This window comes from Pedobacter sp. 05T44 (assembly GCF_056395985.1).
This window is the reverse complement of sequence record NZ_JBFTKO010000001.1, coordinates 552686-579036: the sequence shown is the minus strand read 5'-3', so window position 1 is coordinate 579036 and position 26351 is coordinate 552686. Positions and strand designations below refer to the sequence as shown.

The following is a 26351-nucleotide window of genomic DNA, read 5'->3' as shown; positions in this document are numbered from 1 at the left end:
ATTAAAAGTTATAAGAAAGATTCAGACTCATGGTTGCGCCGTTGCCACGTACATATTCTGCATCAATGGCGCGGTACTGGCTTACTACCGGGTAATATGAACTATTCAGCAAATTTTCTACACCTAGTCCGGCTGACCACTTACTGTTAAATCTGTAGCCGGCCGACAGGTTGAAAAGACTTACCGGTTTAACCGGACCTTCACTGTTGGCATACAAACCATTAGCGCGTACATCAAAACGATCACGACCCTCGGTATATACCCAATATAGTTTCACATCAAGCGAACTCAACGGACGGTAGCCCAGGTAAGCAGTTGCTTTAGGTGGCGCAATGCGTAAACCATTCATATATACTTTTGTGCCGCCTGTTTGTTCTGCTTTTCCTTCTACATAAGAGTAGCTGCCTCCCGCTGTCCATTTCTGACTAAAGTATACATCAGCCGAAATTTCGTAGCCATGGATTCTTTCCGGTTCGCGCTGAGGTACAAGGTATCCTCCAACATCAACAAGGTTAGCCCCCAATTTAGAAGTACTTATATAATAAGATGCGGTTAAATTAACAATGCCTAGCCTGCTGCTGAAACCCGTCTCGTAATTATTGGTAATAATAGGATCTGTGGCAATGCTTTCCAGCGTATTGCTGGTTGCACTTCTTAAGATACGACCCAGCTCGTTGATTGCAAAGCCTTGAGAGAAACTTACAAAAGGATTAAAGATATCATATTTGTTGTATCTTAAACCAGCATTGAAAGTAGTGCTATGATAAGGAATCTTACCCCCGGTAACAGCAATACTGCCTTCGCCGTTAGGCCCTCTGGCAATAGTGCTGAAATCCTGTACTTTAACACGGGCATTTTCATAACGAACTCCGGCTTTCAAAACAAAATTGGTCATTATGTCCATCTTCATCTGGGCATATGGTGCAAGATTAAGCATGTTCATGTCCGGAATGTATACCCTGCCATCGGTAAGAACCTGATTGGTTCTGTCGCTTAACAGATCGAGTCCGTAAGTCAGTTCTCCATCGCCAAAAGCGCCCATTTTCCATGGGGTGTTCAATGTTAGGCGAACACCTTTTTTKAACGACTGTATTTTGGTTTGTCCCGGGCCGTACCAGGCCGTTGCTTTCTCCACATATCTGTTCATAGATATAAAGCTATTGTAATAAGCCGAAACATCAAGAGAACTGGCTAAAGGCAGCGCATCATTATGATAGGAAACCAAGGCATTGTGGTTGTACGGTGTACCTGCGGCTTCTCCGGGATCATCTCCTTTTTTACCTACCGAAGGGTTTTCGCCGTATTTGCCCGTTACGTTGATGTAATCGCTGCTTTGTACACTTCTAAACAGGTTATATGAAGCAATAATTTCACTATGCTCATTTGGTTTGTACGCAAGTTTAACAAAGGTATTATAAAGTGAATTCTCACCAAGTCCATCAGGCTGGGCATTCACGTTCCCTTTAGCATCCTTTAACACCCCGGTATAATTATATGTGCCATTAACCACATAGGAAAACTTATTTATCGTTCCTGAAAAAGTTTGCGAAAATCGGTATCCCGTTGTGTTTGACGGATGTGCCAGGTTACCATTTAATCCCACACTGCTGGTACCGCTAAACGTTTTATTAGCAGTGGGTTTTTTTGTGATAAAGTTAATAATACCACCTGCAGATCCATTACCATAAATAGAAGTTGCACCCTTAATGACCTCAACACGTTCAATAGCTGCCGGGTCAAGTGTACGGATATCACGACTTCCGTTCATAAGTGGCGTAGATTGGGGAATACCGTCAATCAGTACCAATACCTGACGGCCACGTAGGGTCTGTCCTGAATTGGTGGCCTTATTACTGGAAGTTCCCAATCCCGGTACGGTATTTCCAAGGATGGCGGTAACTGAAGGATTAACGTTCAACTGTTCCTTTACATCCCTTGCGGTAAGAATGGTAACTGAGGAGGGAACATCTTTCAGGCTTTCTGGTTTTCTACCAGCAGTAACAACCACTTCAGAAAGGGCATTTCCTGTTTCAAGCACAAAAGAAACTTCGGTGGTGGTATCAGCAATAAGCGTTACCTCTTTGACTAAAGTCTGATAGCCGACCAGGCTGACACTAATGCGGTGAGCACCGGCAGATAGATCCTTGATCAGGAATCTGCCGAGTTTATCTGTCGGAATGCTTTTGCCGCCACTCACGGTAACAGTTGCATATTTCAGCGGTTGGCCCTCAGTGTCATTGACTATGCCTGATAGCGAAGCCTTTGAATTGCCGTTTTGCGCAAATGAGATAAAAGGGGTTGCAATAAGAAGCAAGACTGATAAAATCAGTAATAATTTATATGTTAATAAAGAAGATAAGTTTTCTGCATGCGTTTTGATTTGGGAATCTGGCATATAATTATTCGTGTAAAGATTAAAACTGCCGCAAAGGTATTCTTATTTAGATTTAATACAAACAGCTTTTAACGAAAAATCATTTTGTTTTGATTTTCTTTTTTTGGTCTGCTCCGGGGAATGGAATAATGAAAATATGAGTAACTTTAGTTATGCAGCTTTCTCCATTCAGAAAATTCTATACGATTTCGGCTTTACTAAGCCTTGTCGTTGTTAATAATGCTTGTTCACAAAGTGTGGAAACCAAGTATTTCAAAGATGTTACCTTAACTCAATTKCCCATAGATGCAGAAGCACATGCTTTGGATGTGGTTTTGGCTGATGTGAATAAAGATGGTCATTTGGATGCTATACTAGCGTTGGAAAATTTGCCTAACCGATTGTATATAAACGATGGTACAGGAAAATTTACCTGGAATAAAGGTGTTTTTGCAGAAAAATCGCACGATACAGAACACGTACGTGCAGGAGATTTTGATAAAGATGGGAATCTGGATGTCATCTTCGTTGCCGAAGATGATCAAAATCATGAGTTCTATTTAGGAAATGGAGATGGAACTTTTAGAAATGTGAGTGAGAGACTGCCTGCAAAAAGTGAAGCGAATGGACTGGATATTGGAGACGTAAACGGCGATGGTTTATTGGATGTTGTTGTTGGAAACACCGGACCTACACCTCAGAATTTCTTGTGGCTAAATAATCCGGATAAGCCTGGGCACTTTATTGATTATACAAAAGAAGGATTGCCTGCACTCAGATGGGAAACACAATCTGTTAAGCTGACTGATTTAAACGGCGATGGGCATCTGGATTTAATTGCAGGGAATGAGGTTCCTCCTAATCGTTTATTATTTAATGATGGAAAAGGACGTTTCACCCAACAAGCAGAAAAGCTGGAGCTTCTGGTTCCTTTGCATACAAGAGAAGTTTTAGTATTTGATGCAAATGGAGATAAACACCCCGATATTCTATTTCTTAACCTAACAAGCAATGGGGGTGCATTTGAGAAAGATCCTACTGCCCGTTTGCTGATTAATGATGGTAAAGGAAATTTTAAAGATGAAACGGCAAAAAGGATTCCAAAGCAGCAATACTCTACTTATGCAGGGGCAATTTTTGACTTCAACCATGATGGTCACCCAGACATTATCTTAAGCGCACTCAAGATTCCTCCTTTTCAGCCGATGCAGGTTCAGGCATTGCAAAATGATGGTAAAGGGAATTTTAAGTTAGTGACCAACGAGGTTATTCCGGAATCTACTGTAGGCAGAAGCTGGGGTATAGCTATTGGTGATGTAAACAAAGATGGTAAACCGGACCTTTTTATTGGTCAATGGGGAACGCAAGCCAGATTGCTCTTGGGGAAATAAGGGCAGAGGATCGGCCTGAAAATAGAACTAGTTGATTCTAGTCAGAACCAAGATCACTTATGTTTTTTGATATTATCGTTTTATCAGCTTTTGATTTAGCTAGTTTTAAAGCATTTTGAAAATGGAACCGTGCCTTAGAGTTGTCAATTCCCGTATATAAATTACCCAGAAGAGCATGATATAAATGATTATCGTTCAGGTTTAGTTTCTCAGCCTCTATAATTGCTTCGTTCTTACCATTGGCTTTGGATAAGGCGTAGGTTCTGTTCAGTGCTGCAATTGGCGAGTATTCTAATTGAAGCAGCTTATTGTAAAGTTGCAAAATGCTTTCCCACTTTTCTGCCGAGTCTTGTTTATGGGTATGCCAATAGGCGATACCTGCTTCAAGATGGTACTTTGAAAGTTTATCCCCTACGGAGGCTTGATTTAAAAAGCATTCCCCCTGGGTAATGAGTTCTTCGTTCCAAAGGTTTTCATTTTGATTCTGATAAAGGATAGTTTCCCCGTTTACATTTACTCTTGCTTCAAAGCGGGACGCATGAAAGCACATTAGAGAAATTAGTGCATTTACTGCCGGTTTGTTTGTTGTTTTGTTTTCAAGTAGCAAATTAGTTAAACGCATGGCTTCCAGGCAAACCTCTTTTCTTAAGGTTACATCTTTTCCGGCCGAATAATAACCTTCATTAAAAAGAAGGTATAAAGTTCTTAGAACCATTTCTAATCTGCCTTCAATTGCGCCCTGATTAGGAAATTCGATTTTAACCTGTTCCATCCTAAGTTTTTCTTTAGCCCGAAACAGTCGCTTGTTAATAACCTCTTTGTTGGTTAAAAAGGCATTTGCTATTTCATCAATTCCAAAACCACAGAGCACGCGGAGAGATAAACTTATCTGTGCTTCAGAAGAAATAGAAGGGTGGCAAACTGCAAACATCATTTGTAACTGGCAATCTGAAATGTTTTGTTCCGACAGATCAATTTCAAATTCCTGAATTTCGGAGCTATTGTTTTGGAGGTGCGGCGTAATCTTCTGATCAAACAGCGTATTCCTTTTCAAATAATCTTTAGCCTTGTTTTTTGCTACAGTATAGAGCCAGGCAACGGGGTTTTCTGGCAAACCTTTAATCCCCCAGGTTTCAGATGCCATCAAAAAAGTATCGCTTGAAATATCCTCTGCAATTTCTATATGTTCCAGACCAAATATTTTAGTTAGTACAGCAGTTAATTTCCTGTATTCTGTTCTAAATAAATGCGGTATTAATTCTTCTGTTTGTTCCATAATAAAACTGATAGGTTAGATGCGCGAAAATGATAAGCCTTTGCAAATTACAAAGGCTTATCATTTTTTTAAACTAATCGTAGGATTATCGCTTACATAGGGTTAATTGCTCTAACCTCTACACTTCCGCCATTTTTAAAGATAGGGCAGCCTTTTGCCATTTCTGTAGCTTCTTCCAGTGATTCTGCTCTGACAAGCGTGTAGCCTCCAATTGCTTCTTTAATCTCCATAAATGGGCCGTCGGTAATTACATTTCCTGGTTTTACAGTATTACCTTCGGATCCCAGGCGATTACCTCGGTCAACCAGTTTGTTTTGTGCAGCAATACCGCCTATCCAATCCATCCATTTTTTAGTCTCGGCCTGCATTTCTTCAGGAGAACCTTTAGGTACAGCCTGATAATCATTTCTAAATACAAATAAGAACTCTTTCATTTTGCTTAAGTTTTAATGGTTAAAAACAGATGACGATTGTAATTTCTGAAATTGGACATCATCATGCAATTTCTTTATTTTTTAGGTAATCTTTTTGTGAATAATTCCATCTTTAGATAACTTAACATAAATTTAGTACAAAATGAAACTACTCCTGCCAGGGAGAACACAACCGAACAAATGAACCTAATATTATGACTAAAATTACAATTCCAAATTTAACAGATCGAAGATCATTTCTAAAGAAATCGGGTCTGGTACTTGTAGGAAGTACATTAGCTTATCAATCAGGCTTTGCTTCTCCATTGTTTTCTTCAGCAAAGTCTAAGCTTAAAGTAGGTCTAATAGGCTGCGGTGGTCGCGGTACAGGTGCTGCAGCGCAAGCATTGCAGGCAGATCCGGATGTTATAATTACAGCATTGGCTGATGTTTTTGAGGATAGATTGGAAGGCGCGTATGCGGCCCTTGTAGAAATTGGAGGTGATAGGGTTAAAGTAAACAAAAAGAATAAATTTATTGGGTTTGATGCTTATCAAAAGCTAATAGATTCTGGGGTAGATGTAGTTTTACTTACAACACCTCCAGCATTTAGACCTGACCATTTAACCGCTGCAATAAACGCAGATAAACATGTTTTTTGTGAAAAGCCCGTTGCGGTTGATGTGCCCGGGATACGTAAGGTTTTAGATGCGGCAAAAAAAGCCCGGGAGAAAAACCTTTCACTGGTGTCTGGTTTTTGTTTCCGTTACGATCTGCCAAGCAGGGCTACTTTCGGAAGGATTTTAAATGGAGATGTTGGCGACATCAGAACCGTTTCTACATTCAGGAATGGGGCGGGAAATTGGTCAAACCCTCGTCAGCCGGATTGGACCGATCTCACCTATAAAATGCGTAACTGGCATTACCACAGCTGGCTTTCGGGCGATTTTATAACAGAACAGGCAGTTCATAGCCTTGACCTGATGTCGTGGGCAATGGGCGGAAAAATGCCGGTTAGTGCGACAGGGACAGGTGGCAGACAAGTTCGTGTGGATGAAATCTTTGGTAATATATATGACCATTTTGCAATCGAGTATGAGTATGCTAACGGAGTTAAGGGATACCATTTTTGCAGGCAGCAGGAGGGAACATCGCATCGCAACAGCGTAGACGTTTTAGGCTCAGATGGAAATGCAGTTATTAATGTTGGCAGCAAATACGAAATAACCGGGAAAAACAAATGGATTTATAACGGAGAGAAAAACAATATGTACCAAACTCAACATAATGAACTTTTTGCTGGTATAAGAAGTGGAAATCCAATAAACCAGGGCGAAGAAATGGCAAACAGCACTCTGTTGGCGATTTGGGGACGTATGGTTGCATATAGTGGCCAAACGCTGACATTAGAACAGGTCATGAAATCAACCGAAACGCTAGGCCCAAAAATAGAGGATTATCATTGGGATCTTAAATGGGAAGACCATCCGGTAGCTTTGCCTGGTATCACCAAAGTAATTTAACCAACCTAAAACGATAGATATGAAAATATTAAGTGGGATAGGTATGGCCTTTCTGTTTCTTTTACTTTGCAAACCATCATTATATGCACAAGCAAAATCTATTAAATTTGGGACTGAGTTAAAATTTGAGCAAACAACCAGTGGTGATAAAGCTAAGGGGCAGTCGATTAACTGGATAAATGTAAATACGGATCCTGATACCTGGAGGGTAGATAAAGATCTGCTCATTTGCAAAGGCAAGCCCATTGGCGTTATGCGCTCAGAAAAGCTATATGAGAATTTTATACTACAGGTTGAGTGGAAGCACATGGAAGCTGGCGGAAATTCGGGAGTATTTGTATGGAGTGATGCAAAACCGGGAGCGGAAAATCGACTGCCTGGTGGCGTAGAAGTGCAGATGCTTGAACTTGACTGGGTAAACCAGAATATTACTAATGGTGAAAAGCCACCTATTGCATATGTTCATGGCGAACTTTTTGGGGTTGGGGGTGTACAAACAGTTCCGGATAATCCAAGGGGCGAACGCAGTAAATCTGTAGAGAATCGTTGCAAAGGAAAAGGCGAATGGAATAGTTATACAGTTGTTTGTGTGGATGGAACCATCAAATTATCGGTAAATGGCAAGTTTGTAAATGGGATAAGTAAATCAACCGTAAAGAAGGGGTACCTGTGTTTAGAATCTGAGGGTGCTGAGATTCATTTTCGTAACTTAAAAATAACTGAATTATAATTGATATTGGGTTATAGTATTGAAAAAAAATCCCAATTTCGTAAGTTGAAAATGAAAAATTCAGATACTCAGGGTCCAAAACAGAAAACGAAGCAGGGTCAAAGCATTTTTAGTTTGCTTAAACCGTATTCAGGCCTGATTATGCTGCTCATCTTGTTTGCATTGCTCAGCAATGGTCTCAACCTTTGGATACCAAAACTTATTGGTAGCGGTATAGATGCATACAGTGCAGGCAAATTTTCATATAAAACCATTGCTACTGAATTTATAGTTGTAGTGCTCATTATCTTTCTATTTAGTTTCCTGCAAAGTTTAATGCAAACCTATGCCTCAGAAAAGGTAGCAAGGGACTTAAGAACCCGGTTAGCCGATAAAATATCCCGACAAAGCTTTGCTTATATACAAACCACGAACCCATCCCGTTTACTTACTAATCTTACTTCCGATGTAGATTCTATAAAATTGTTTGTATCGCAGGCCATTGTTTCTATCGTATCCTCCTTGTTCATCATTATTGGCGCAAGTATCTTACTGCTTAGCATCAACTGGAAACTTGGCTTAATTGTCATGGCCATCATTCCAATTATTGGAGGTACGTTTTTTATTGTATTGGGTAAAGTACGGGTGCTATTCAAAAAAAGCAGGGAAGTAATAGACTGGTTAAATAAAGTAATTAATGAAAGTATCCTTGGGGCTATGTTAATTCGCGTAATTAATTCGCAGCAACTGGAATATGATAAGTTTTTTGAGGCGAGTAATAAGGCCAAAGATATTGGACTTTCAATTCTGAGGTTATTTGCCTGGCTAATCCCCATAATTGTATTTACAGCAAATATGGCGGGTTTAATGATTCTGGTTCTGGGTGGACATTATGTAATTAACGGCAGAATKAGCTTGGGTGATTTTGCTGCTTTTAACAGTTATCTGGCACTGCTAATTTTCCCGATTCTTATCATAGGTTTTATGAGTAATGTAATTGCTCAGGCTACTGCTTCATACGGCAGGATCAGCGAAATGCTGGAAAGACCAGATACTATTGAAACAGGTCAGCTGGCAGCTAATTTAACCGGAGCTATAGAAATGAAGGATGTAAATGTTAATTACGGTGAAAAGCCTGTATTAAAGCATATCGATTTCTCTGTACGACCAGGATCAAGGACTGCGGTAATTGGACCAACAGCAGCAGGTAAAACACAACTGCTCTATTTGCTTAGTGGTTTAATTAAGCCAGATAGCGGTGTATTAACATTCAACGGACATCAAATAGATGAATATAAAAGTGAATCTTTTTACCAAAAGTTAGGCTTTGTTTTTCAGGATAGTATCCTGTTCAATATGAGCATCCGCGAAAATATAACTTTTAGTGAAACGGTAACAGACGAATCTTTACAAAGGGCAATTGAAACCGCAGAACTAAAAGATTTTATGGAATCATTGCCGGAAGGGTTAAATACCAGCGTTTCCGAAAGGGGATTAAGTCTTTCAGGAGGACAAAAGCAACGGATTATGCTGGCACGTGCATTGGCAATAAATCCAAATGTATTGTTGCTTGATGACTTTACAGCAAGGGTAGATAATCAGACTGAAACCCGCATACTTGAAAATATTCAGCGCAATTACCCTAATTTAACGCTTATATCGGTAACTCAGAAAATAGCTGCGGTTGAGCATTATGAACAGATCATTTTGCTTATGCAGGGCGAAATACTGGCCGCAGGAACCCACAAAGAGCTTATGAATACAAGCCCTGAATACGTACAGATTTTTAATTCACAAAAAAGCACAAGCAACTATGAATTATAATCTGAACAGCATAGCAGAGCAGGAGAAGAAAAGTTCATCCTGGACAGGACTTAAAAACCTGTTGAATCTGGTTGCGGAAGAGAGAAAGCGTATTTTTCTCTCCTTATCGGCAATTCTTGTTAGTGCATCACTTAACCTTCTTGGCCCGTTTTTAATAGGGTATACAATAGATCATTACGTGCAAACCGGAAAATATCATGGTGTTTTGGTATTTGCAGGGATTTTACTAGGGATGTATTCTATCGCTTTTGTGAGCAGTTATTTGCAAACGCAATGGATGGGAGGTGTAGCCCAGCGCGCCATCTTCAAATTAAGAAACGTAATCTTTAATAAAATCCAGCAATTACCTGTAGCCTTCTTTAATGAGAACAAAGCAGGTGATCTGATATCAAGGGTTAATAATGATACGGATAAATTGAGCCAATTCTTTTCTCAGGCCCTAATGCAGTTCATTAGTAGTATCATTACTATGATCGGTTCCGGGGTATTCTTATTATCTATCAATATAAAACTTGGGCTAGCTACCCTGGTACCAGCCTTAGTTATCCTGATTTTTACAAGAAGTGTTTCGCCTTGGGTAAGAAAAAGGAATGCGTTAAGTTTAAAAAGCTCTGGTGGGCTAAGCGCCGAAATACAGGAAAGCCTGAACAACTTTAAGGTGATAATTGCTTTTAACCGAAGAGATTATTTTAGAAAAAAGTTTGATGTAGCCAACCAGCATAATTATAAAACTGCTATGGGTACAGGAATGGMAAACAACATGTTCTTACCTGTATTCGGGTTGTTTTCCGCTTTAGCGCAATTAATTGTGCTGAGTTATGGGATTTATCTGATCTCTGAATCGGAATTTAGTATAGGCCTGCTTGTAAGTTATTTGGCTTATTCTACTAACTTTTATAACCCATTAAGGCAATTGGCTGCTTTGTGGACAAGTTTCCAGGTTGCACTTGCGGGTTGGGATAGGATCTCCCGTATGTTATCTCTCGAAAGTAATCTGGATATTGTTAAGGGTAGTGTTGCAACAGCCTCAGATTCGTTACTTGAATTCAGAAACGTTCATTTTGGATATACCACAAGTAATGAAATACTTCACAATGTGAATTTTAAGCTCGAAAAAGGAAAAACATATGCGCTGGTAGGTCCTACAGGTGGAGGTAAAACCACAACTGCATCCATTATGGCACGTTTGTACGATCCGGTTAGTGGAATGATTCTTTTAGACGGCAAAGACATCAAATCTTATACTCCTGAAGAACGGAGTAAGAAAATTGGATTTATACTTCAGGAACCGTTCTTATTTACAGGAACGGTTAGAGAAAATATCTTATACGGCAATGAACAGTATCATGAATATGATCAGGAAAGTTTCTTAGCAATAATTAAAGCCACTGGATTGGAAGGATTACTTTCAGTTTTTGATGATGGAGCAGAAACAAAGATTCTCTCTTCGGGCGATAGCTTAAGTCTGGGACAAAAACAATTGATCGCTTTTATGCGCGCTGTGCTAAGAAAGCCGGATCTGCTAATTCTTGATGAGGCGACAGCAAATATTGATACCATAACAGAAAAACTACTTGGCGAGATATTAGACAAATTGCCACAAGAGACTACTCTGGTAATTATTGCCCACCGTTTAAATACCATCGAGAATGCCGACGAAATCTTCTTTGTAAATAGTGGAGAGGTTACCAGGGCAGGATCATTTCAGGAGGCTATGGATAAGCTTATCCATCATAAAAGAAAAAGTTAGTCTGGATATTGCCAGTAGCTCTACAGATTTTCTTCAAAGTCTGATTTTACTTTTATATCATATTCATACAGTGAAAAATCTGGTTGTAAATGATAAAAGGCGTAAGGGAAATATCTTCGATCTTGCTATTAACACTCTTAAGTTACAGCGGAGGGATATTTTTATGTCAGGCACAGCATAAAAAGGTAGATGATTACATTCAAAAAGCATTGACCAATAGTCCTTTGCTCAAAGATTTTAAGAATCAGCTGCTTTCTGATAAAACGGATAGTGCCATACTAAGAGCCGGATACAGGCCTCAGGTTACTGCCAGTTCTACAGGAAGTTATGCGCCTGTTATTAACGGTTATGGTTATGATAATGCGCTTAGTAATGGCAAAACATTCGATGCGCTGATCACTGCAAACCAGAATATTATCGGTAAAAGTAGACGAGATATTCAGTTAGAAGGAATTATATTACATTCTGATTCAATAAATGCGGCTTCAGAAATCTCCCGGCAAGACATTAAAAAATCTATCACCGAACAATACATAACAACCTATACGGATCAGCAACAAAGAGATTTTTATCTTGAAGTTTATCAGCTCCTGCAAAAAGAAGAAAAGGTGTTAAAAGTACTTGCCCAAAAGAGTGTATACAAACAAGCAGATTACCTTGCGTTTCTGGTTACCTTGCAGCAGCAGGAATTGCAGCTGAGCCAAACCAGCATACAGTTAAAGAATGATTTTGCACGTTTAAATTATTTGAGTGGCATTATAGATACTAGTGTTACCGTATTGCAAGAACCCGTACTAACAGCCACACAGCTTACCGGATTAAGCAATAGCATTTTTATCAAAGGCTATAAAATAGATAGCTTAAAATTATTGAATGATAAAAAGCAGATTGATCTGAATTACAAACCGCAGGCAAGTGTTTATATAAATGGGGGCTACAATTCATCCTTCATCCTACAGCCATATAAAAATTTTGGAACAAGTGTAGGTTTTAGTGTTTCTGTGCCGGTTTATGATGGTGGTCAGCGTAAAATGAAGCATACACAGCTTCAAATACAGGAAAACACGAGGCAAGATTATCTGCAATTTTTTACCCGGCAGTATCAGCAGCAGGTTAATCAGCTTGTTCAACAACTACAAGGCACCCAGGAGCTGCAGGCTAAAATTACCAGGCAAATTAAATTCACTGAGGGCTTGATAAATGTAGACAGCAAATTGCTGCAAACAGGCGACATCACTATCGCAGATTATGTAATAGCCATAAATAATTACCTCAATACCCAATATATGCTTCGGCAGGTTAATATATCCAGGCTTCAGCTAATTAATCAACTAAACTATTGGAACAATTAGTAAACAAAAAGATGAGTAGTAAGCCATATTATACAGTGACATTGGGTTTAGCTTCAATTTGCTTAATTCTGAGTGCATGCAACTCAAGCGCTACATTGGATAATCGTGAGTTGGATAAAACACCCGATCCAAAAACTCCGGTAAGTGTTACCCAGATAAGCCATGCACCATTAAGCGATTATATTGAATTAAATGCAACGGCAACCTTTCAACAGAAAGGGATTATAAAGGCGAGCTCAAATGGCTATTTGCAAACTGTAAATGTAAAAAAAGGCGACTATGTAAAAGGGGGGCAACCATTATTTACGGTGATTACCAAAGAGGCCAGAAGCATAGGGAATGCCATTAATAGCCTTGATCCTAGTTTTAAGTTTACCGGCCTAACCCGAATTACGGCAAATACAGCTGGTTTTGTAGGAGAGGTAAGTCACCAAAAAGGCGATTATGTACAGGAAGGGGAGCAGTTGGCAGTAATCACTAACCTAAATAGTTTTGTTTTTCTTATGGATTTGCCTTATGAACTAACGGGAATCATTAAAAATCAAAAAGCATTACAAGTAACATTACCTGACGGACAAAAGTTAGCTGGCAAAATGGGCCGTTCCCTGCCTTTGGTCGATTCTGCATCGCAAACCCAAAGGGTCATCATTCAAGTAAAAACGCAACAGCTAATTCCAGAAGGGCTTATAGCTAAGGTGAAATTAGTCCGATCAGAATCGCTAAATCCAATTGCTTTGCCCAAAGAATCCATTCTTACTAACGAAACCCAGGATGAATTTTGGGTAATGAAGCTAATGAATGACACTACGGCGGTAAAAGTAAATATTCAGAAGGGGCTGGAAACAGGAAGTTATGTTGAAATAAAATCCCCCTTATTTAAACCTAATGACAGGTTCATTCTTACTGGTAATTACGGTTTACCCGATACGGCTAAAATTATGATCAACCACAAATGAAGAATTTCTTTCTGACTCATAAAAACCCAATTATAATAATTCTGACCATAATTATGTTTGGTGGTGTTATTGCTTATGAGAACCTAAAGACTTCACTTTTTCCGGAGATCACATTTCCTAAAATAAAGATAATTGCTGATGCGGGCCTTCAGCCTGTTGACAGAATGATGGTAACAGTTACCAGACCGCTTGAAAACGCAGTTAAGCAAGTACCCGGACTAAAGTTGGTAAGAAGTACTACAAGTAGAGGGAGCTGCGAAATATCTGCGTTTATGAACTGGAATACGGATATTGACTTGAGCCAGCAACGCATAGAATCCAGAATCAATCAGATCAGGAACGCACTGCCTCCTGATATCAACATATCGGTTGAAAAAATGAACCCTTCCATATTACCGGTAATGGGTTATACACTCGAAAGTCATAGTAAGTCTCCAATTGAACTTCGTGAAATAGCCACTTATACCATCAAACCTTTCCTTTCTCAGGTTGAGGGAGTGGCGGAAGTGCGTGTGAGCGGCGGAAAGGCTAAGGAGTACTGGGTTGAACTGGATAAAAATAAAATGAGTTCGCTCAACCTCACTCCTCAGCAGGTAAATACTGCTTTAAGTCAAACCAATTTCATCCGCTCAAACGGATATCTTTCAGATTATAAACTATTGTACTTAACCATTACAGATGCGGCTGTAACAACCAGGTCGGATTTGGAAGATGTTGTTGTTAGCAATAACGGACATAGAGCTATCCAAATTAAAGATATCGCCAGGGTAAGCATACAAGAAGGGGTAGAGTATACCAAAATCAATGCAAATGGTCATGATGCTGTATTGATTGCGGTTATTAAACAGCCCGAGGCCAATCTGATTACCCTTACTCAGGAGATGGAGAAAAAAATTAAGCTTTTACAAAGCATTTTACCTCCTGGAGTAGGCATCAAGCCTTATTACATACAGGCCGATTTTGTTAACGATTCTGTGAAAAGTGTAGCCGATAGCCTTTGGATAGGCTTAGGCCTTGCAATTATTGTTGCAATCATCTTTTTGAGGTCATTAAGGGCCAGCAGTACTATTCTTATTACCATTCCGCTAACGCTTTGTTTAACGGTAATTGTATTATATAGCATTGGTTATACCCTAAATATAATGACTCTTGGGGCTATTGCTGCCGCAATAGGTTTAATTATAGATGATGCAATTGTAGTAGTGGAGCAAATTCATCGAACTCATGAGGAATATCCGGAGCTGGAAAGCGATGATCTGGTTCATAAAGCAATCCGATATCTTTTTCAGGCGATGCTGGGCTCATCACTTAGTACTATAGTTATTTTTATTCCTTTCTTACTAATGACAGGAGTAGCTGGTGCCTATTTCAAGGTGATGACCAACACCATGATCATTGCTTTGATTTGTTCTTTTTTTGTTACCTGGATCTGTTTGCCTGTAGTATACCTGCTTTTAGGTAAACAGGTAAAACCTTCGGGAAGGAAACAAACCCAAGTCCATACTGTGAAAAATCAGGCATGGGTAATGTGGTTTATCAAAAAACCGATGTTCAGTTTTGCGGCAATAGTGGTACTTATTCTAGTTATTATACTCATACTGCCAAAACTCCAAACAGGATTTCTACCTGAGATGGATGAAGGTAGTATTGTACTCGATTACAAATCTCCGCCGGGAACCTCTCTTCAGGAAACCGACAGGATGTTGAAAGAAGTAGAGCAGATCATTATAAAAATTCCTGATGTAGAAACTTATTCCAGAAGAACAGGTACCCAAATGGGCTTCTTTATTACGGAGCCCAATAATGGAGACTACCTTATTCAGCTTAAAAAAGAACGCAGCAGAACAACTCAAGAGGTGATAAGCGAAATCCGTAATAAGATAACTGCTAGCCAACCCTCTCTCGAAATAGATTTCGGACAGGTAATTGGCGACATGCTTGGCGATCTTATGAGTTCAACCCAGCCCGTAGAAATTAAAATCTTTGGAGATAATCACTCAAAGCTTACGACCCTTTCTAAAGCTGTTGCTGCTATTGTCTCTAAGGTTAAGGGTGCTGCGGATGTATTTGATGGCGTTATCATAGCCGGGCCCTCTATTGATGTGAGGCCCATTTATAGCCAGCTTGCACAATACGGTATCAGTGTAGCCGATTTTCAGTATCAATTGCAAATGGCTTTAGAAGGAAATTCTGCTGGCGCTGTTCTCGAAAAAGAGCAACTCTCAACCATCAGGCTTATTTATCCAAACAGCAGAAAATATAATGTAGAAGGAATTAAATCAATGCAGATATTCTTGCCCGATGGTAAGTTGGTACCAATCACTAATCTGGCAATTATCGATATAAATGCCGGAGAAGCAGAGGTTGAACGGGAGAATCTGCAGGCAATGGGTGTAGTAACGGCCCGTCTTGAAAACAGGGATCTTGGAACCACAATTCAGGATATCCGGCAGCAGGTTTCAAACAGTATTCATTTGCCTGCTGGTTATCATATCGAATATGGTGGCGCTTATGCAGAGCAACAGCAATCTTTTAAAGAACTCCTTGTGATCCTGGTTTCCTCAAGCTTGCTTGTATTTGCCGTTATTTTATTTCTGTTTAAAGATTTTAAAATTGCTACTGTTATATTATTTATAGCTGTCTTGGGTATTTCAGGTAGTTATTTGGCATTGTTTTTAACTCATACGGCCCTAAACGTGGGGAGCTATACAGGCCTGATTATGATCATAGGTATAATAGGCGAAAATGCAATTTTTACCTTCCTGCAGTTTAAAGAGTCCTGTAGGGAAAATAAAGTTCAGGATGCCATTGTTTATGCCATTTCAACGCGATTACGTCCAAAATTAATGACGGCTCTCGGAGCTATAATTGCACTGATGCCTCTTGCATTGGGTATTGGAGCCGGGGCGCAACTCCATCAGCCATTGGCAATAGCTGTTATTGGTGGTTTTATTGTTGCTATGCCCTTACTGCTTATCGTTTTGCCCAGCATGATAAACTTACTCTATAAAGACCATAAACTGCCTTATTAATTTACTACATTTAATTTTTTAACATCTCCAGAATGAAAATATTATTGATAGAAGATGAAAGCTCATTGCGCGAAAGTATTATCACTTATTTTACAGATGAAGGTAATATTTGCGAAACCGCAGCAGACTATAAATCGGCAATAGAGAAAGTTAACATCTATAATTATGATTGTATTCTTTTAGATTTAACACTACCGGGCGGCGATGGGATGGAGATTCTGCGTGCAATTAAAAAGATCAATAAAAAAGACGGGGTACTTATCATTTCTGCAAGGCATTCGCTTGATGATAAGCTTGATGGATTGAACCTTGGTGCTGATGATTACCTTGTAAAGCCCTTTCACCTGTCGGAACTTAAAGCAAGGGTAACAGCAATAGTTCGCAGAAAAAGTTATAATGGCAGCAACATTATCACTTTTAATGAAATACATATTGATACGCAGGCAATGAGTGTGAAGATAGGAGATAATGTGTTAATCCTTACCCGTAAGGAATATGATCTACTTGTTTATTTTATTGCAAATCATAGCAAGGTAACTACCAAAAGTGCAATAGCAGAGCACTTATGGGGTGATGAGATTGACCTTTCCGATCATTTCGATTTCATTTATACCCACATTAAAAACCTACGGAAAAAGCTGGTAGAAGCAGGATGCAAAGATTACATCAAATCTATGTATGGTGTAGGCTACAAATTTGAAAATGTATGAAGTTATCCGCAAAATATAACAGGGTCACCTTAATTGCCTCTATTATTGTTTTTGTATTTACTGGGGTAATCTATTATTCGGTAATCCATTATATCCTGACAGATCAGTTGGATAGGGATCTGGAAATCGAAGAAGATGAAATTGTTGCCTATGTGCAAGCCAATGGCAAATTGCCACAAGCAGGTAGTTTTAAAGAACAAAAGGTAAGCTATAGCCTTATTGACTCTGGTCATAATTTTGAACGCAGGTATTTCTATAATGATTATTTTAATAAATCAGAACAAAAGATTGAACCAGGGAGAAGCCTCATTTATACGGTAGAAGTAAATGGGAAATTATATTCTGTTACGGTAACAAAATCCAGAGTAGAGTCTGAAGATCTGGTTAGAATAATAGTTTTAATAACCCTTAGCGTAACTATTTTGCTTCTAATCACCCTGTTGTTAATCAATAGGTTTATTCTCAATAATATATGGAAGCCTTTTTATGGAATACTGCTACAAATGAAAGCCTTTAATCTGGCAGATAAAAATGATATCAGAATAGAATCAACAAAAATCGATGAATTTGCAGAGTTAAATACGGCAGTTGCAACCATGTCCTTGCGTGTAAAACAAGATTACAGGGAATTGAAGAGTTTTACAGACAATGCGTCTCATGAAATGATGACTCCTCTGGCGGTAATAAACTCCAAACTAGATACACTGATTCAAACAGAAACATTCAGTGATTCACAAGGCGAGCTTATAGAAGATATTTATGTTGCAGTAGGCAAGTTATCTCGTCTTAACCAAACCTTACTGATGCTTGCTAAGATCGAGAATAATCTGATAGCAGATCAGGAAACGATTCCGCTGGATAACTTGATCAGGCAAAAAACAAGACAATTCCAGGAGCTGCTTCAACTGCATAACATAAACCTTAGAACAGACCTTGCTCACAAGCAGATCAATATGAACAAGCATCTTGCAGATATGTTGATCAATAACCTGCTTAGTAATGCCATCCGTCATAACTATAAAGACGGCCAGATCTTTATTCAATTAAATGATAGCCAACTTATCGTTAGTAATACCGGTTTAGATACAGCGTTGATTGCAGATAAGGTTTTTGAAAGATTCTATAAAAATACTGCCTCAGAAGGAATGGGCTTAGGCCTTGCTATATCCAATCAAATTTGCAACTTATATCATTTTAAGTTAAATTATGCTTATCAGAATTCACAACACATTTTTACGGTGAGTTTTTTAGAAGGGGAACTTCAGAGTTACTCCAAATTTGGTGTTTAGTTTTGATTAAGAATTTAATAAATAAGAAGATGTTTAAGATGAAGTACGGCTTTGTAATTGTCCTTTGTTTACCTTTTTGCAGTTTCGCGCAGTACTCCGGTCAAACAGACTCACTGCCTCAAAAAAAGAATACCTTTAAAGTTGCACCTTTTATCATTCCGGCGGTGTTTCTTGCATACGGAGCAATGGGAGGTGGTAATAATTTTGTACACGACCTGGATGTAAGTACCCGTAATGAATTACAGGAAGATCACCCTTTCTTTTCCGTACATGCCGATAATTTTATGCAATATGCTCCCGCAGCGGCGGTTTATGCCTTAAATCTATCGGGTGTAAAAGGCCGACATAATCTTGCAGATGCTACAGGTATTTATGCAATCTCTTTTGGATTAATGAAAGCCTCTACACTTATTGTTAAATCTACTACAAACAGGCTTCGTCCTGATGGCAGTACCAACAACTCATTCCCTTCGGGGCATACCGCAACATCATTTGCGGCAGCGGAGTTTTTAAAACAGGAATATAAAGATGTATCGCCGTGGATAGGGTATGCCGGATATGCCGTTGCCGGTGCTACAGGTGTTTTTAGATTATACAACAACAGGCATTGGGTTAGTGATGTGGTAGCAGGAGCAGGCTTCGGTATTTTGTCAACCAAAATAAGTTACCTGGTATACCCACATTTAAAAAAGCTGATCATGGGTAAGCAAGCTTCTAATTTTAGTGTGGTGCCCATGTATCAAAACAAGGCTTACGGCTTTTCTTTATCTGGCCAGTTTTAAATAACCTGTCTTCATCTCGAGAACAGTAGAGACCTCTTGACTATGAATTAGCTACTACGCAATTAGCATAACCAAGAGATCATTCGGTTTCTAGGAATGAGGAGTTATGATCCAGTTTTAAACCTTTCTGTCTAATACCCCGGTAATCGGACCTTTAATGCCAATTTTACGGTTAAAAAATACAGATACCATAACCAATAGGATCAGGCAAACCACTGTAAGTGTATAGCTGAACCGAATCAATACCTTGCACCAGCTTAAATCCTTCATGAAAAATTCTTTGTAAAGCAGTAAGAATACGCTGCCCAGGTATCCTGCCGAGTCACAGATGTAAACAAAAAATCCCGCATTGGCCTTGATCTTAAATAAAGCGATCATCCTATCGAACAGCACTACCTGAATAGGAGTGTAAGCTAAAAACATCCCCATTCCTACCAGTAACATCCACCAAAAAGGACTTATCAGATGCAGTTGGAAAAACAGGGTACTACCACCACTAAGTACAAGGCCAAGGGCAATCAGATATTGCGTAGCCCAAAAACCGCGTATGTTGTTGCGTATCATCGAAAGACTACCTATGGCAATTAAAACGATAATTCCGGAAATCGTTTCTGTTAATGATAATACACCCTTATCCCAATGAATATCTATTTCATTCCAGATCTCGACAGAAAAATTATCCCTAAAATCCCTCATGGTGGTCAGCATCATATAGATCAAACCAATGCCAAAAATCGCGAAGCCAAATTCTGCCATCACCGAACGTTTATCCTCAGCATTCATCRGTAAACGTTCAACACGCAATAGCTTGTCGGTTTCAGTGGGTTCGGGAATCACCGAAAGCATCCAGACAAAAGTGAGAAACAGCGGTAAGAAAAGTACGCCTATCAATGCAGGCATCCAGAATTCTGAAACTAGTGGTACCCATTCATGTACGGTAAAATAGATTGTTTTGATCATCCCCGATGAAAAGATCAGGCTAATGCTTAATCCCATGGCCAGTGTTTCTGTAAAGCGCCTGCCTTCCAGATAGCTAAACACAATTCCCCAAACCATGCCGAGTGGAAGGCCATTTAAAAACAGAAAAAAGAAATTGTAGGGCTGCGGTACTGCTCCAAAAAGAAGGAGTGCCGCCTCCGCAAAAAGAATAAGAAAAATGATTAGTTTTTTTCTGCCAGATGCCTTAAGCTCCGAAATTACCTTTATGCCCATTACCTTAGAAAGCATATAGCCCATAAGCTGCGCAATTATTAAGATCGCTTTGTAATCAAGATCCCAGAGTGTTATCCCTGTATAGGTTCCATTGGTAAAAGGTTTTCTAAAAGCATACATGCAAAAGTAAGTGCCAAAGGCGGCAAGCATACACCAGATAATAAAGAAGAGTTTCGAGTTGGCCATTAAATGGTTTATTCGCTTCATAAGGATTGATCGTAGAGTTTATCTGAGTCTGCCTAGTTGTAAATCTTTTTTATACTTGCTTCTGCATATCCGGCCGATGACGTCATGCCCTTGCCTCCAATTGCAGTTCGGATATGTATCCGGTCTTCAATATCGTATTCCACAATATGCTTGCTGTTGTGCTGAGGGTAAAAGCCAGCCCAGGTCGATGCTATTTTACGTACATCAAAGCTTACAATCTCTTGTGCTGCGGTTAACATCAGTTCGTTAATATGGCTGTTAATGCCAAAACCAAGATCATCTGTATGGTTTACGTCTGCATATTCATGCGAATCGCCAATTATAATGGAACCGTCTACTGCCTTCTTAAACAGAATATGAATTCCCCATTTCTGGCATTCTTTATAATGTTCAGGAGTAGAAATTCCGGAGAACGATGGACATTCCTGAAATGACTCATACCTGCGGATAGACAAGCCTGTTAGGATATTTCCTTCCAATTGTACTTCAGGCATTGGTACAGTTTTCATCATCTGGAGTTTGCTTAATATGATCCCGCTTTGTTTAAACAGGTCTGCAAACAGCAGTTTAAACTCCCCTCCATTGCAAATGATAGCCTTTTCTGCAGTAAATGTTTGCCGGGTAGCAGTTGTAATTTCAACATGATCACCTGCCACAACGCAATCTAAAACTGCCGTTGAAGGCATGTAAGTAAGTTTAGGGTATTTAGCAACAGCATATTCAATTAACTGGTAAATCAGCTTGCTTGGCTCCACACTTACTTCCTGTGGAAAGAACAGCCCACCTTTACAGTATTCTCTTTTTAATGATGGCCATTTCGCTAAACAATCATCTACAGATAACAAATTAGCTTCATAATCTATGGCATCCATCCTTTCTTTTAGCTCGTGCAGTAACTGAGTTTCATCATCATCAGAAGAAAGATAAACAGTGCCGTTGTTACGTACACTGATGTCGGCTTCCTGCTGTATTTCCTGATACAGTTCGGTTGATCTCCTCGCGTAATCAAACCAGTCAGACGACATACCAGATACTACTGCCTGTCCAAAATTCCGTACCGTAGCATTTACAGGATATTGATCTTTTTCTGTAAGCAGTACTGTTTTACCTAACCTCAAAGCATGTAACGCGTGAAAAGTACCCAGTATACCTGAGCCCACCACTATTAAATCATATTGAATATTCTTTGTCATAATTACCAGGGCATTGAAAATGTTTTTACATAAGAGAAGCACTTAATGGCCTCAATTACTCCTTCTTTTATACCTAAACCCGAATCCTTAATTCCTCCAAATGGAGAATTTTCTATGCGGTATCCGGGTACTTCATTAATATTTACCGTACCTACTTTAAGTTCCTTTACAAAACGGATGGCATGTTCCATGTTTGTGGTAACCACTCCTGATGATAAGCCGAAGGCAGTAGAATTTGAAAGTTCAATTGCATCGGCTATGTTTTTGAAAGTTAAAATAGGAGCAAGTGGGCCGAAAGACTCCTGGACTACCATTTGAGCGTCTCTTGGTACATTGGTAATCACAGTTGGTTCCAATAGGGCACCAGTACGTTTACCACCAAGCAGCACTTTTGCACCTTGCGCAACTGCTTTGTTTACAACATCCTCCAGGTACACGGCCGATTGTTCATCTATAACTGTCCCAACTCTGGTTGCGGAGCTAGAAGGATCACCACAGGTGTATCCTTTAGCTTTTTCGACAAAACGTTTGGTGAACTCTTCAGATACGCTTTCGTGTACCAGAATCCGTTTTACGGCAGTGCAGCGTTGACCTGAGTTTCTAAATGATCCTTCAGCGGCCAGTTCTACTGCCAAATCAAGGTCGGCATCTTCAAGAACTATCAGCGGGTCATTTCCGCCCAGCTCCAGGATTACCTTTTTGTAGCCGGCCGTTTTGGCAATCAGTTTACCCACAGCAACGCTGCCAGTAAAAGAAACCACATCAATCCTTGGATCTTGTACCAGTATTTCTGAAACCACTTTGGTGTCTCCTAAAAGAACACTCAACATATACGGAGGTAAGCCCGCTTCATACAATAACTCTACAAAGCGAATGGCCGTTAAAGGTGTTTTTTCTGATGGCTTTAAAATCACCGGAGTTCCGGCCGCAAGGGCAGGAGCAATCTTGTGTGCAACCTGGTTTAGCGGGTGATTAAAAGGGGTGATGGCTACCGCAAGTTTTAGGGGCTCGTAAGTCGTAAATATTTTGCGTTGTTTGCCGTTGGGCGATATGTCACATGAATAGATCTGTCCATTATCCTTAAGGCATTCAATAGCAGCAAACAAAAGCACATCATGTGCCCTTCCAATTTCATAAGTGCTTTCAGAAATGCACAGGCCAGATTCGGAAGTGATCAGCTGAGCAAATTCTTCCTTTCTTTCTAAAAGCAATGTTCTGGCTTTATCAAGCACAGTGTATCTTTCAAAGCGGGTCATTGCAACACCACCTTTAAGGGCGGTTTCAATAGCATTATTGGTATCGTTTAAGTCAGCTGTTTCCACAGTTCCTACCAGTTCGCCATTGTAAGGATTGTGTACAGCCAATTGATTGCCTGACGAAACAGGCTTGCCGGCAATTAGTGATGCCAGTTTTAAAATATTGCGGGCGTTATTAATATCTTCTTCTTTCATTTTCCTTCTATAAATTCAAACTGTAACTGCGGGTATTTAGTGGGTTCCGTTAACGGTAAAATCGAACACATCGAAATTGCGGGGATCGCCCTGTGTTTTCATTTTGTAGGTCGCATTTAGCGGATGAGAAATTACCAATGGTACCATTTCCTCGTACCTGCCACCATGTGAGCGCAGCGTACCATCTAATGCTTTTAAATCATGATGGGCTGCAGTTTTACCAACAACCACATCGCGGGCTGACAATACAAACAGATCTCCGGTTCTATCTGAAGGTTGCTCAAGTATGCGGCATCCAGTTTCTTTGTCGTATACCTCGGTAACTCCTGGTTGTACAGCAAGCCAGTTTTTCACTTCATTAACCTTCGATGTGTCGTCCATGTGCACAGCCACGTAAGAACCCAAAGCACCATGGTGTTTTACATAAGGATCTGTAATTGGGCAAATCACCCTAAAGCCATAGCCAAATTTCTCGGTAAGCATGGTTTCAATAAACAATACATTAGGCGTGCCATCGGCTTTAACCTTTGCATTCATGCCATGATCTGCGGTGGCACCAATAATGGCACCAAGCTCAAGCATTTTGCCTAGTTCAACATCCTGTGCCTCATAAAATGCCAATGATTCTTCCGTATCAGGCGCATAAGTATGCTGCATATAATCAGTTAAGGATAAGTATAGGAAATCGGCCATGCCGTTGGCTATCAATGCAACACCGGCGCGCAACACAAATAAGCTGGCTTCGGCACTATAAATAGCAGGGGTTTTGTGACCAATAACCTGTTCTGCATTTTCAATACCATGGGTATCCAGTTTTGCCTGATCTGCTTTTTCTGCAGAGAAAGCAATGCCGTTTAGTTTGTAAGAAAGGATGTCGCGCAGTTTTTCCTTTGCAGTAACCACTGCAACCTTACGACCAGCATTTGCAGCTGCGGCAAGAAGTGTTTCGGCTCTAAGATATTCCGATGAGTTCATCATCACTTCCTGATCCTTTGCAGTATCATAAAAGAAGTTACCGCAGATGCCATGTACAGCAGGGCTAACGCCTGTAACTATGGATGAGTTGTTTACATTGGTAAATGACGGCAATGCACCACGCACCATACCTCTGTAGCCTTGCAAAGCCATTTTTTTAAGGTTAGGCATACGATCGTGTGCCATTGTGGTATCCAGATATTCATCTGCAGAACCATCCATGCAAATTACCACAATAGGTTTTGCAGGTGGTGTATACGTTTTACCATTAGCTGAAAAGGGTTGAGTTGATATATTATTCATTATTACGTTGTTTTTATTGCTTTAAATTGTTTTTCAGGTAGTTGTATTGTTTAGGTGTGTGTTGGATCATATAAAATTAGTGAAAAGAGCCGCTTTTAAACGGCCCTCAGCTAATATAAACTAACCTTTATTTTAATAACCACATGATCTGGTCTCTGTCATCTATTTCTGTCCCAAATTGCGACCTTAGTGCTGCTCGGTAATGCGCTCTGTTGTCTGTATCTTCCGCAGTAGGGTAAGCCCATCGAACCGGAATTTTAGTAACACTATTCTCAGTAGAGAATTTATATGTAGGTACTCCTGTTCTATGGGTCATAAAGAATGATTCCCAGCCTGAGTTTTCTGCAAGGGCCAAATACATTTGTTCATGTATTCTTTTTAAACCTGCAGCACCTAATAGATATGGAGCGTTGTTTGTTAGATAAGTAGCGGTTACGCTGCCATCAACACCATAAAAATCCATTGATGCTTTTATGCCATTGTCGTAATGGGTTTTTGCGCCAGTACCAATCCATCCCAAATGTGCGGCTTCGGCAATATTTAATTCCTGTTCAGGATAGCCAATCAAAATAGATGGCTGGCCTATAAAATTCCAAAAGCGCCTCTCGTTAGGATAAGATATTTCTCCATTCAGCTTTCTGGAAACATTCGTTGCTCCACTTGCAGAGATATCAGCACCCACATACGAGTTAAAATCTTCCCTTACAGCTGTTTCGTTTGTTGGATTTGCGGCCAATGCCTTAGGTGTTGGATCTGCTACTTTTTGTAAACGCGGATCCATATAAGTTTTTAGCAAGTTTACATAAGTATCAACCAATACCACACTTACGCGATACACTGCGGCATTTGGATTGTAATTTCCTCTAAAACCATCTTCATCTCTATGAGTAATCTGCATATTATCTCCCAAACCAGCCATTAACGGATATTGAGCCGGGTTGTTGATGATAGCTGAAAAGCGATCTTTAATCTTCAAATCTGCATCATCTGCTTTTTTGCTCAGCGATATCAATACCCTTATTGTATACGCATTTATTGCTTTTTGCCAGCTCTTTAAATCGCCATTATAGTAAAAATCGCCGGCTATTTTTTCTCCCGGATGGGTGCTGATATATGCACCTAATTCGTTATTCGCCTCTGTTAACCAGTTCAGGCATTGAATGTATACCGACTTCTGTGTGTCGTATTTTGGCTGTGGTATTTCAGCGCCCTTCATGGCTTCCGAAAGCGGAATGTCTCCAAGTCTCGTTGTCATTTCTACATAGTTGTAAGCGCGTAGAAACTTGGCCATAATGCTATAAACCGGTGCATTTGTTGTTGCCGCTTCCTTTTCCATCTTGTCAATGTTACGAAGGGTAGCATAGCTAAAAGTGCCACTGCCAAAACGGTAACTTACTGCCGATGCATTGTCAACAGCCGACCAAAGATGGTACTGCGCATTTATGTATTCATCAGAAAATGACGATACGGGTGTTGGTATAACTGCTGTAAACAACAGACTTGGTGGAACCTTGTTGGGGTTGTTAGGATTGTCCCTTAGGTCGTCGAAATTCTTGCAACCACTTGTCAGGCTTATGATTATCAATACTACTATTGATTTTGCTATATAATTTTTCATCATCAAAAGTT

At 39.8% G+C, this 26351-nt stretch carries 19 protein-coding genes; 11 read left to right on the top strand and 8 right to left on the bottom strand.

All coding sequences use genetic code 11. From position 1 onward, the window contains the following. Position 1: 1 nt before the first annotated feature. Positions 2–2395 carry a TonB-dependent receptor gene (locus tag AC1DDK_RS02340; protein ID WP_477633801.1) on the bottom strand — a complete coding sequence of 798 codons (2394 nt, stop codon included), beginning with the start codon at positions 2393–2395 and terminating at the stop codon, positions 2–4. 152 nt (positions 2396–2547) lie between these two features. Here AC1DDK_RS02340 and AC1DDK_RS02335 point away from each other — a divergent pair, with 152 nt between their 5' ends. Next, the gene (locus AC1DDK_RS02335) at positions 2548–3765 is read left to right on the top strand and encodes an FG-GAP repeat domain-containing protein (RefSeq protein ID WP_477633800.1); all 1218 of its coding nucleotides are present in this window, start codon (positions 2548–2550) and stop codon (positions 3763–3765) included. A 37-nt stretch (positions 3766–3802) separates the two neighbouring features. Here AC1DDK_RS02335 and AC1DDK_RS02330 read toward each other — a convergent pair whose 3' ends face one another. After that, positions 3803–5041, bottom strand: coding sequence for an RNA polymerase sigma factor (locus tag AC1DDK_RS02330; protein ID WP_337715365.1), 1239 nt, complete (start codon positions 5039–5041; stop codon positions 3803–3805). 92 nt (positions 5042–5133) lie between these two features. Then, on the bottom strand, positions 5134–5475 hold the full coding sequence (locus AC1DDK_RS02325) for a YciI family protein (RefSeq protein WP_172660662.1): 342 nt from the start codon (positions 5473–5475) through the stop codon (positions 5134–5136). 194 nt (positions 5476–5669) lie between these two features. Here AC1DDK_RS02325 and AC1DDK_RS02320 point away from each other — a divergent pair, with 194 nt between their 5' ends. From AC1DDK_RS02320 to AC1DDK_RS02275, 10 genes are all read left to right on the top strand, one after another. Continuing rightward, on the top strand, positions 5670–6977 hold the full coding sequence (locus AC1DDK_RS02320) for a Gfo/Idh/MocA family protein (RefSeq protein WP_288880718.1): 1308 nt from the start codon (positions 5670–5672) through the stop codon (positions 6975–6977). Between the two features lie 19 nt (positions 6978–6996). After that, entirely contained in the window at positions 6997–7707 is a 711-nt protein-coding gene (locus AC1DDK_RS02315) for a 3-keto-disaccharide hydrolase (protein ID WP_288880720.1), read from the top strand. 51 nt (positions 7708–7758) lie between these two features. Next, complete coding sequence (locus AC1DDK_RS02310; protein ID WP_477633799.1) at positions 7759–9510, top strand: ABC transporter ATP-binding protein; 1752 nt, start codon at positions 7759–7761, stop codon at positions 9508–9510. Next, positions 9500–11260: an ABC transporter ATP-binding protein gene (locus AC1DDK_RS02305; RefSeq protein WP_477633798.1), complete on the top strand. Its 1761-nt coding sequence runs from the start codon at positions 9500–9502 to the stop codon at positions 11258–11260. The genes AC1DDK_RS02310 and AC1DDK_RS02305 overlap by 11 nt, the downstream gene beginning before the upstream one ends. Before the next feature lie 89 nt (positions 11261–11349). After that, positions 11350–12612, top strand: coding sequence for a TolC family protein (locus tag AC1DDK_RS02300; protein ID WP_337715363.1), 1263 nt, complete (start codon positions 11350–11352; stop codon positions 12610–12612). A gap of 11 nt (positions 12613–12623) precedes the next feature. Then, positions 12624–13568 (top strand): efflux RND transporter periplasmic adaptor subunit, encoded by a 945-nt coding sequence (locus AC1DDK_RS02295; RefSeq protein WP_288880730.1) that lies wholly within the window; start codon positions 12624–12626, stop codon positions 13566–13568. Further along, positions 13565–16600, top strand: a complete 3036-nt coding sequence (locus AC1DDK_RS02290; RefSeq protein ID WP_288880733.1) for an efflux RND transporter permease subunit — start codon at positions 13565–13567, stop codon at positions 16598–16600. The genes AC1DDK_RS02295 and AC1DDK_RS02290 overlap by 4 nt, the downstream gene beginning before the upstream one ends. A gap of 32 nt (positions 16601–16632) precedes the next feature. Then, positions 16633–17310: a response regulator transcription factor gene (locus AC1DDK_RS02285; RefSeq protein ID WP_288880736.1), complete on the top strand. Its 678-nt coding sequence runs from the start codon at positions 16633–16635 to the stop codon at positions 17308–17310. Continuing rightward, entirely contained in the window at positions 17307–18599 is a 1293-nt protein-coding gene (locus AC1DDK_RS02280) for a sensor histidine kinase (protein WP_337715359.1), read from the top strand. The genes AC1DDK_RS02285 and AC1DDK_RS02280 overlap by 4 nt, the downstream gene beginning before the upstream one ends. Before the next feature lie 29 nt (positions 18600–18628). Then, positions 18629–19381: a phosphatase PAP2 family protein gene (locus AC1DDK_RS02275; protein ID WP_337715357.1), complete on the top strand. Its 753-nt coding sequence runs from the start codon at positions 18629–18631 to the stop codon at positions 19379–19381. Between the two features lie 117 nt (positions 19382–19498). Here the strand turns inward: AC1DDK_RS02275 and AC1DDK_RS02270 are convergent, their stop codons facing one another. The 5 genes from AC1DDK_RS02270 to AC1DDK_RS02250 form a co-directional block, all read right to left on the bottom strand. Next, the gene (locus AC1DDK_RS02270; protein WP_477633797.1) at positions 19499–20800 is read right to left on the bottom strand and encodes a DUF5690 family protein; all 1302 of its coding nucleotides are present in this window, start codon (positions 20798–20800) and stop codon (positions 19499–19501) included. A gap of 32 nt (positions 20801–20832) precedes the next feature. Next, entirely contained in the window at positions 20833–21993 is a 1161-nt protein-coding gene (locus AC1DDK_RS02265) for a TIGR03364 family FAD-dependent oxidoreductase (protein WP_172660651.1), read from the bottom strand. A gap of 2 nt (positions 21994–21995) precedes the next feature. Continuing rightward, positions 21996–23444 (bottom strand): phosphonoacetaldehyde dehydrogenase, encoded by a 1449-nt coding sequence (phnY, locus tag AC1DDK_RS02260; RefSeq protein ID WP_337715355.1) that lies wholly within the window; start codon positions 23442–23444, stop codon positions 21996–21998. 36 nt (positions 23445–23480) lie between these two features. Continuing rightward, positions 23481–24722, bottom strand: coding sequence for a phosphonoacetate hydrolase (gene phnA / locus AC1DDK_RS02255; RefSeq protein ID WP_172660649.1), 1242 nt, complete (start codon positions 24720–24722; stop codon positions 23481–23483). A 127-nt stretch (positions 24723–24849) separates the two neighbouring features. Beyond that, positions 24850–26340, bottom strand: coding sequence for a SusD/RagB family nutrient-binding outer membrane lipoprotein (locus AC1DDK_RS02250; protein WP_477611748.1), 1491 nt, complete (start codon positions 26338–26340; stop codon positions 24850–24852). Positions 26341–26351 lie beyond the last annotated feature (11 nt).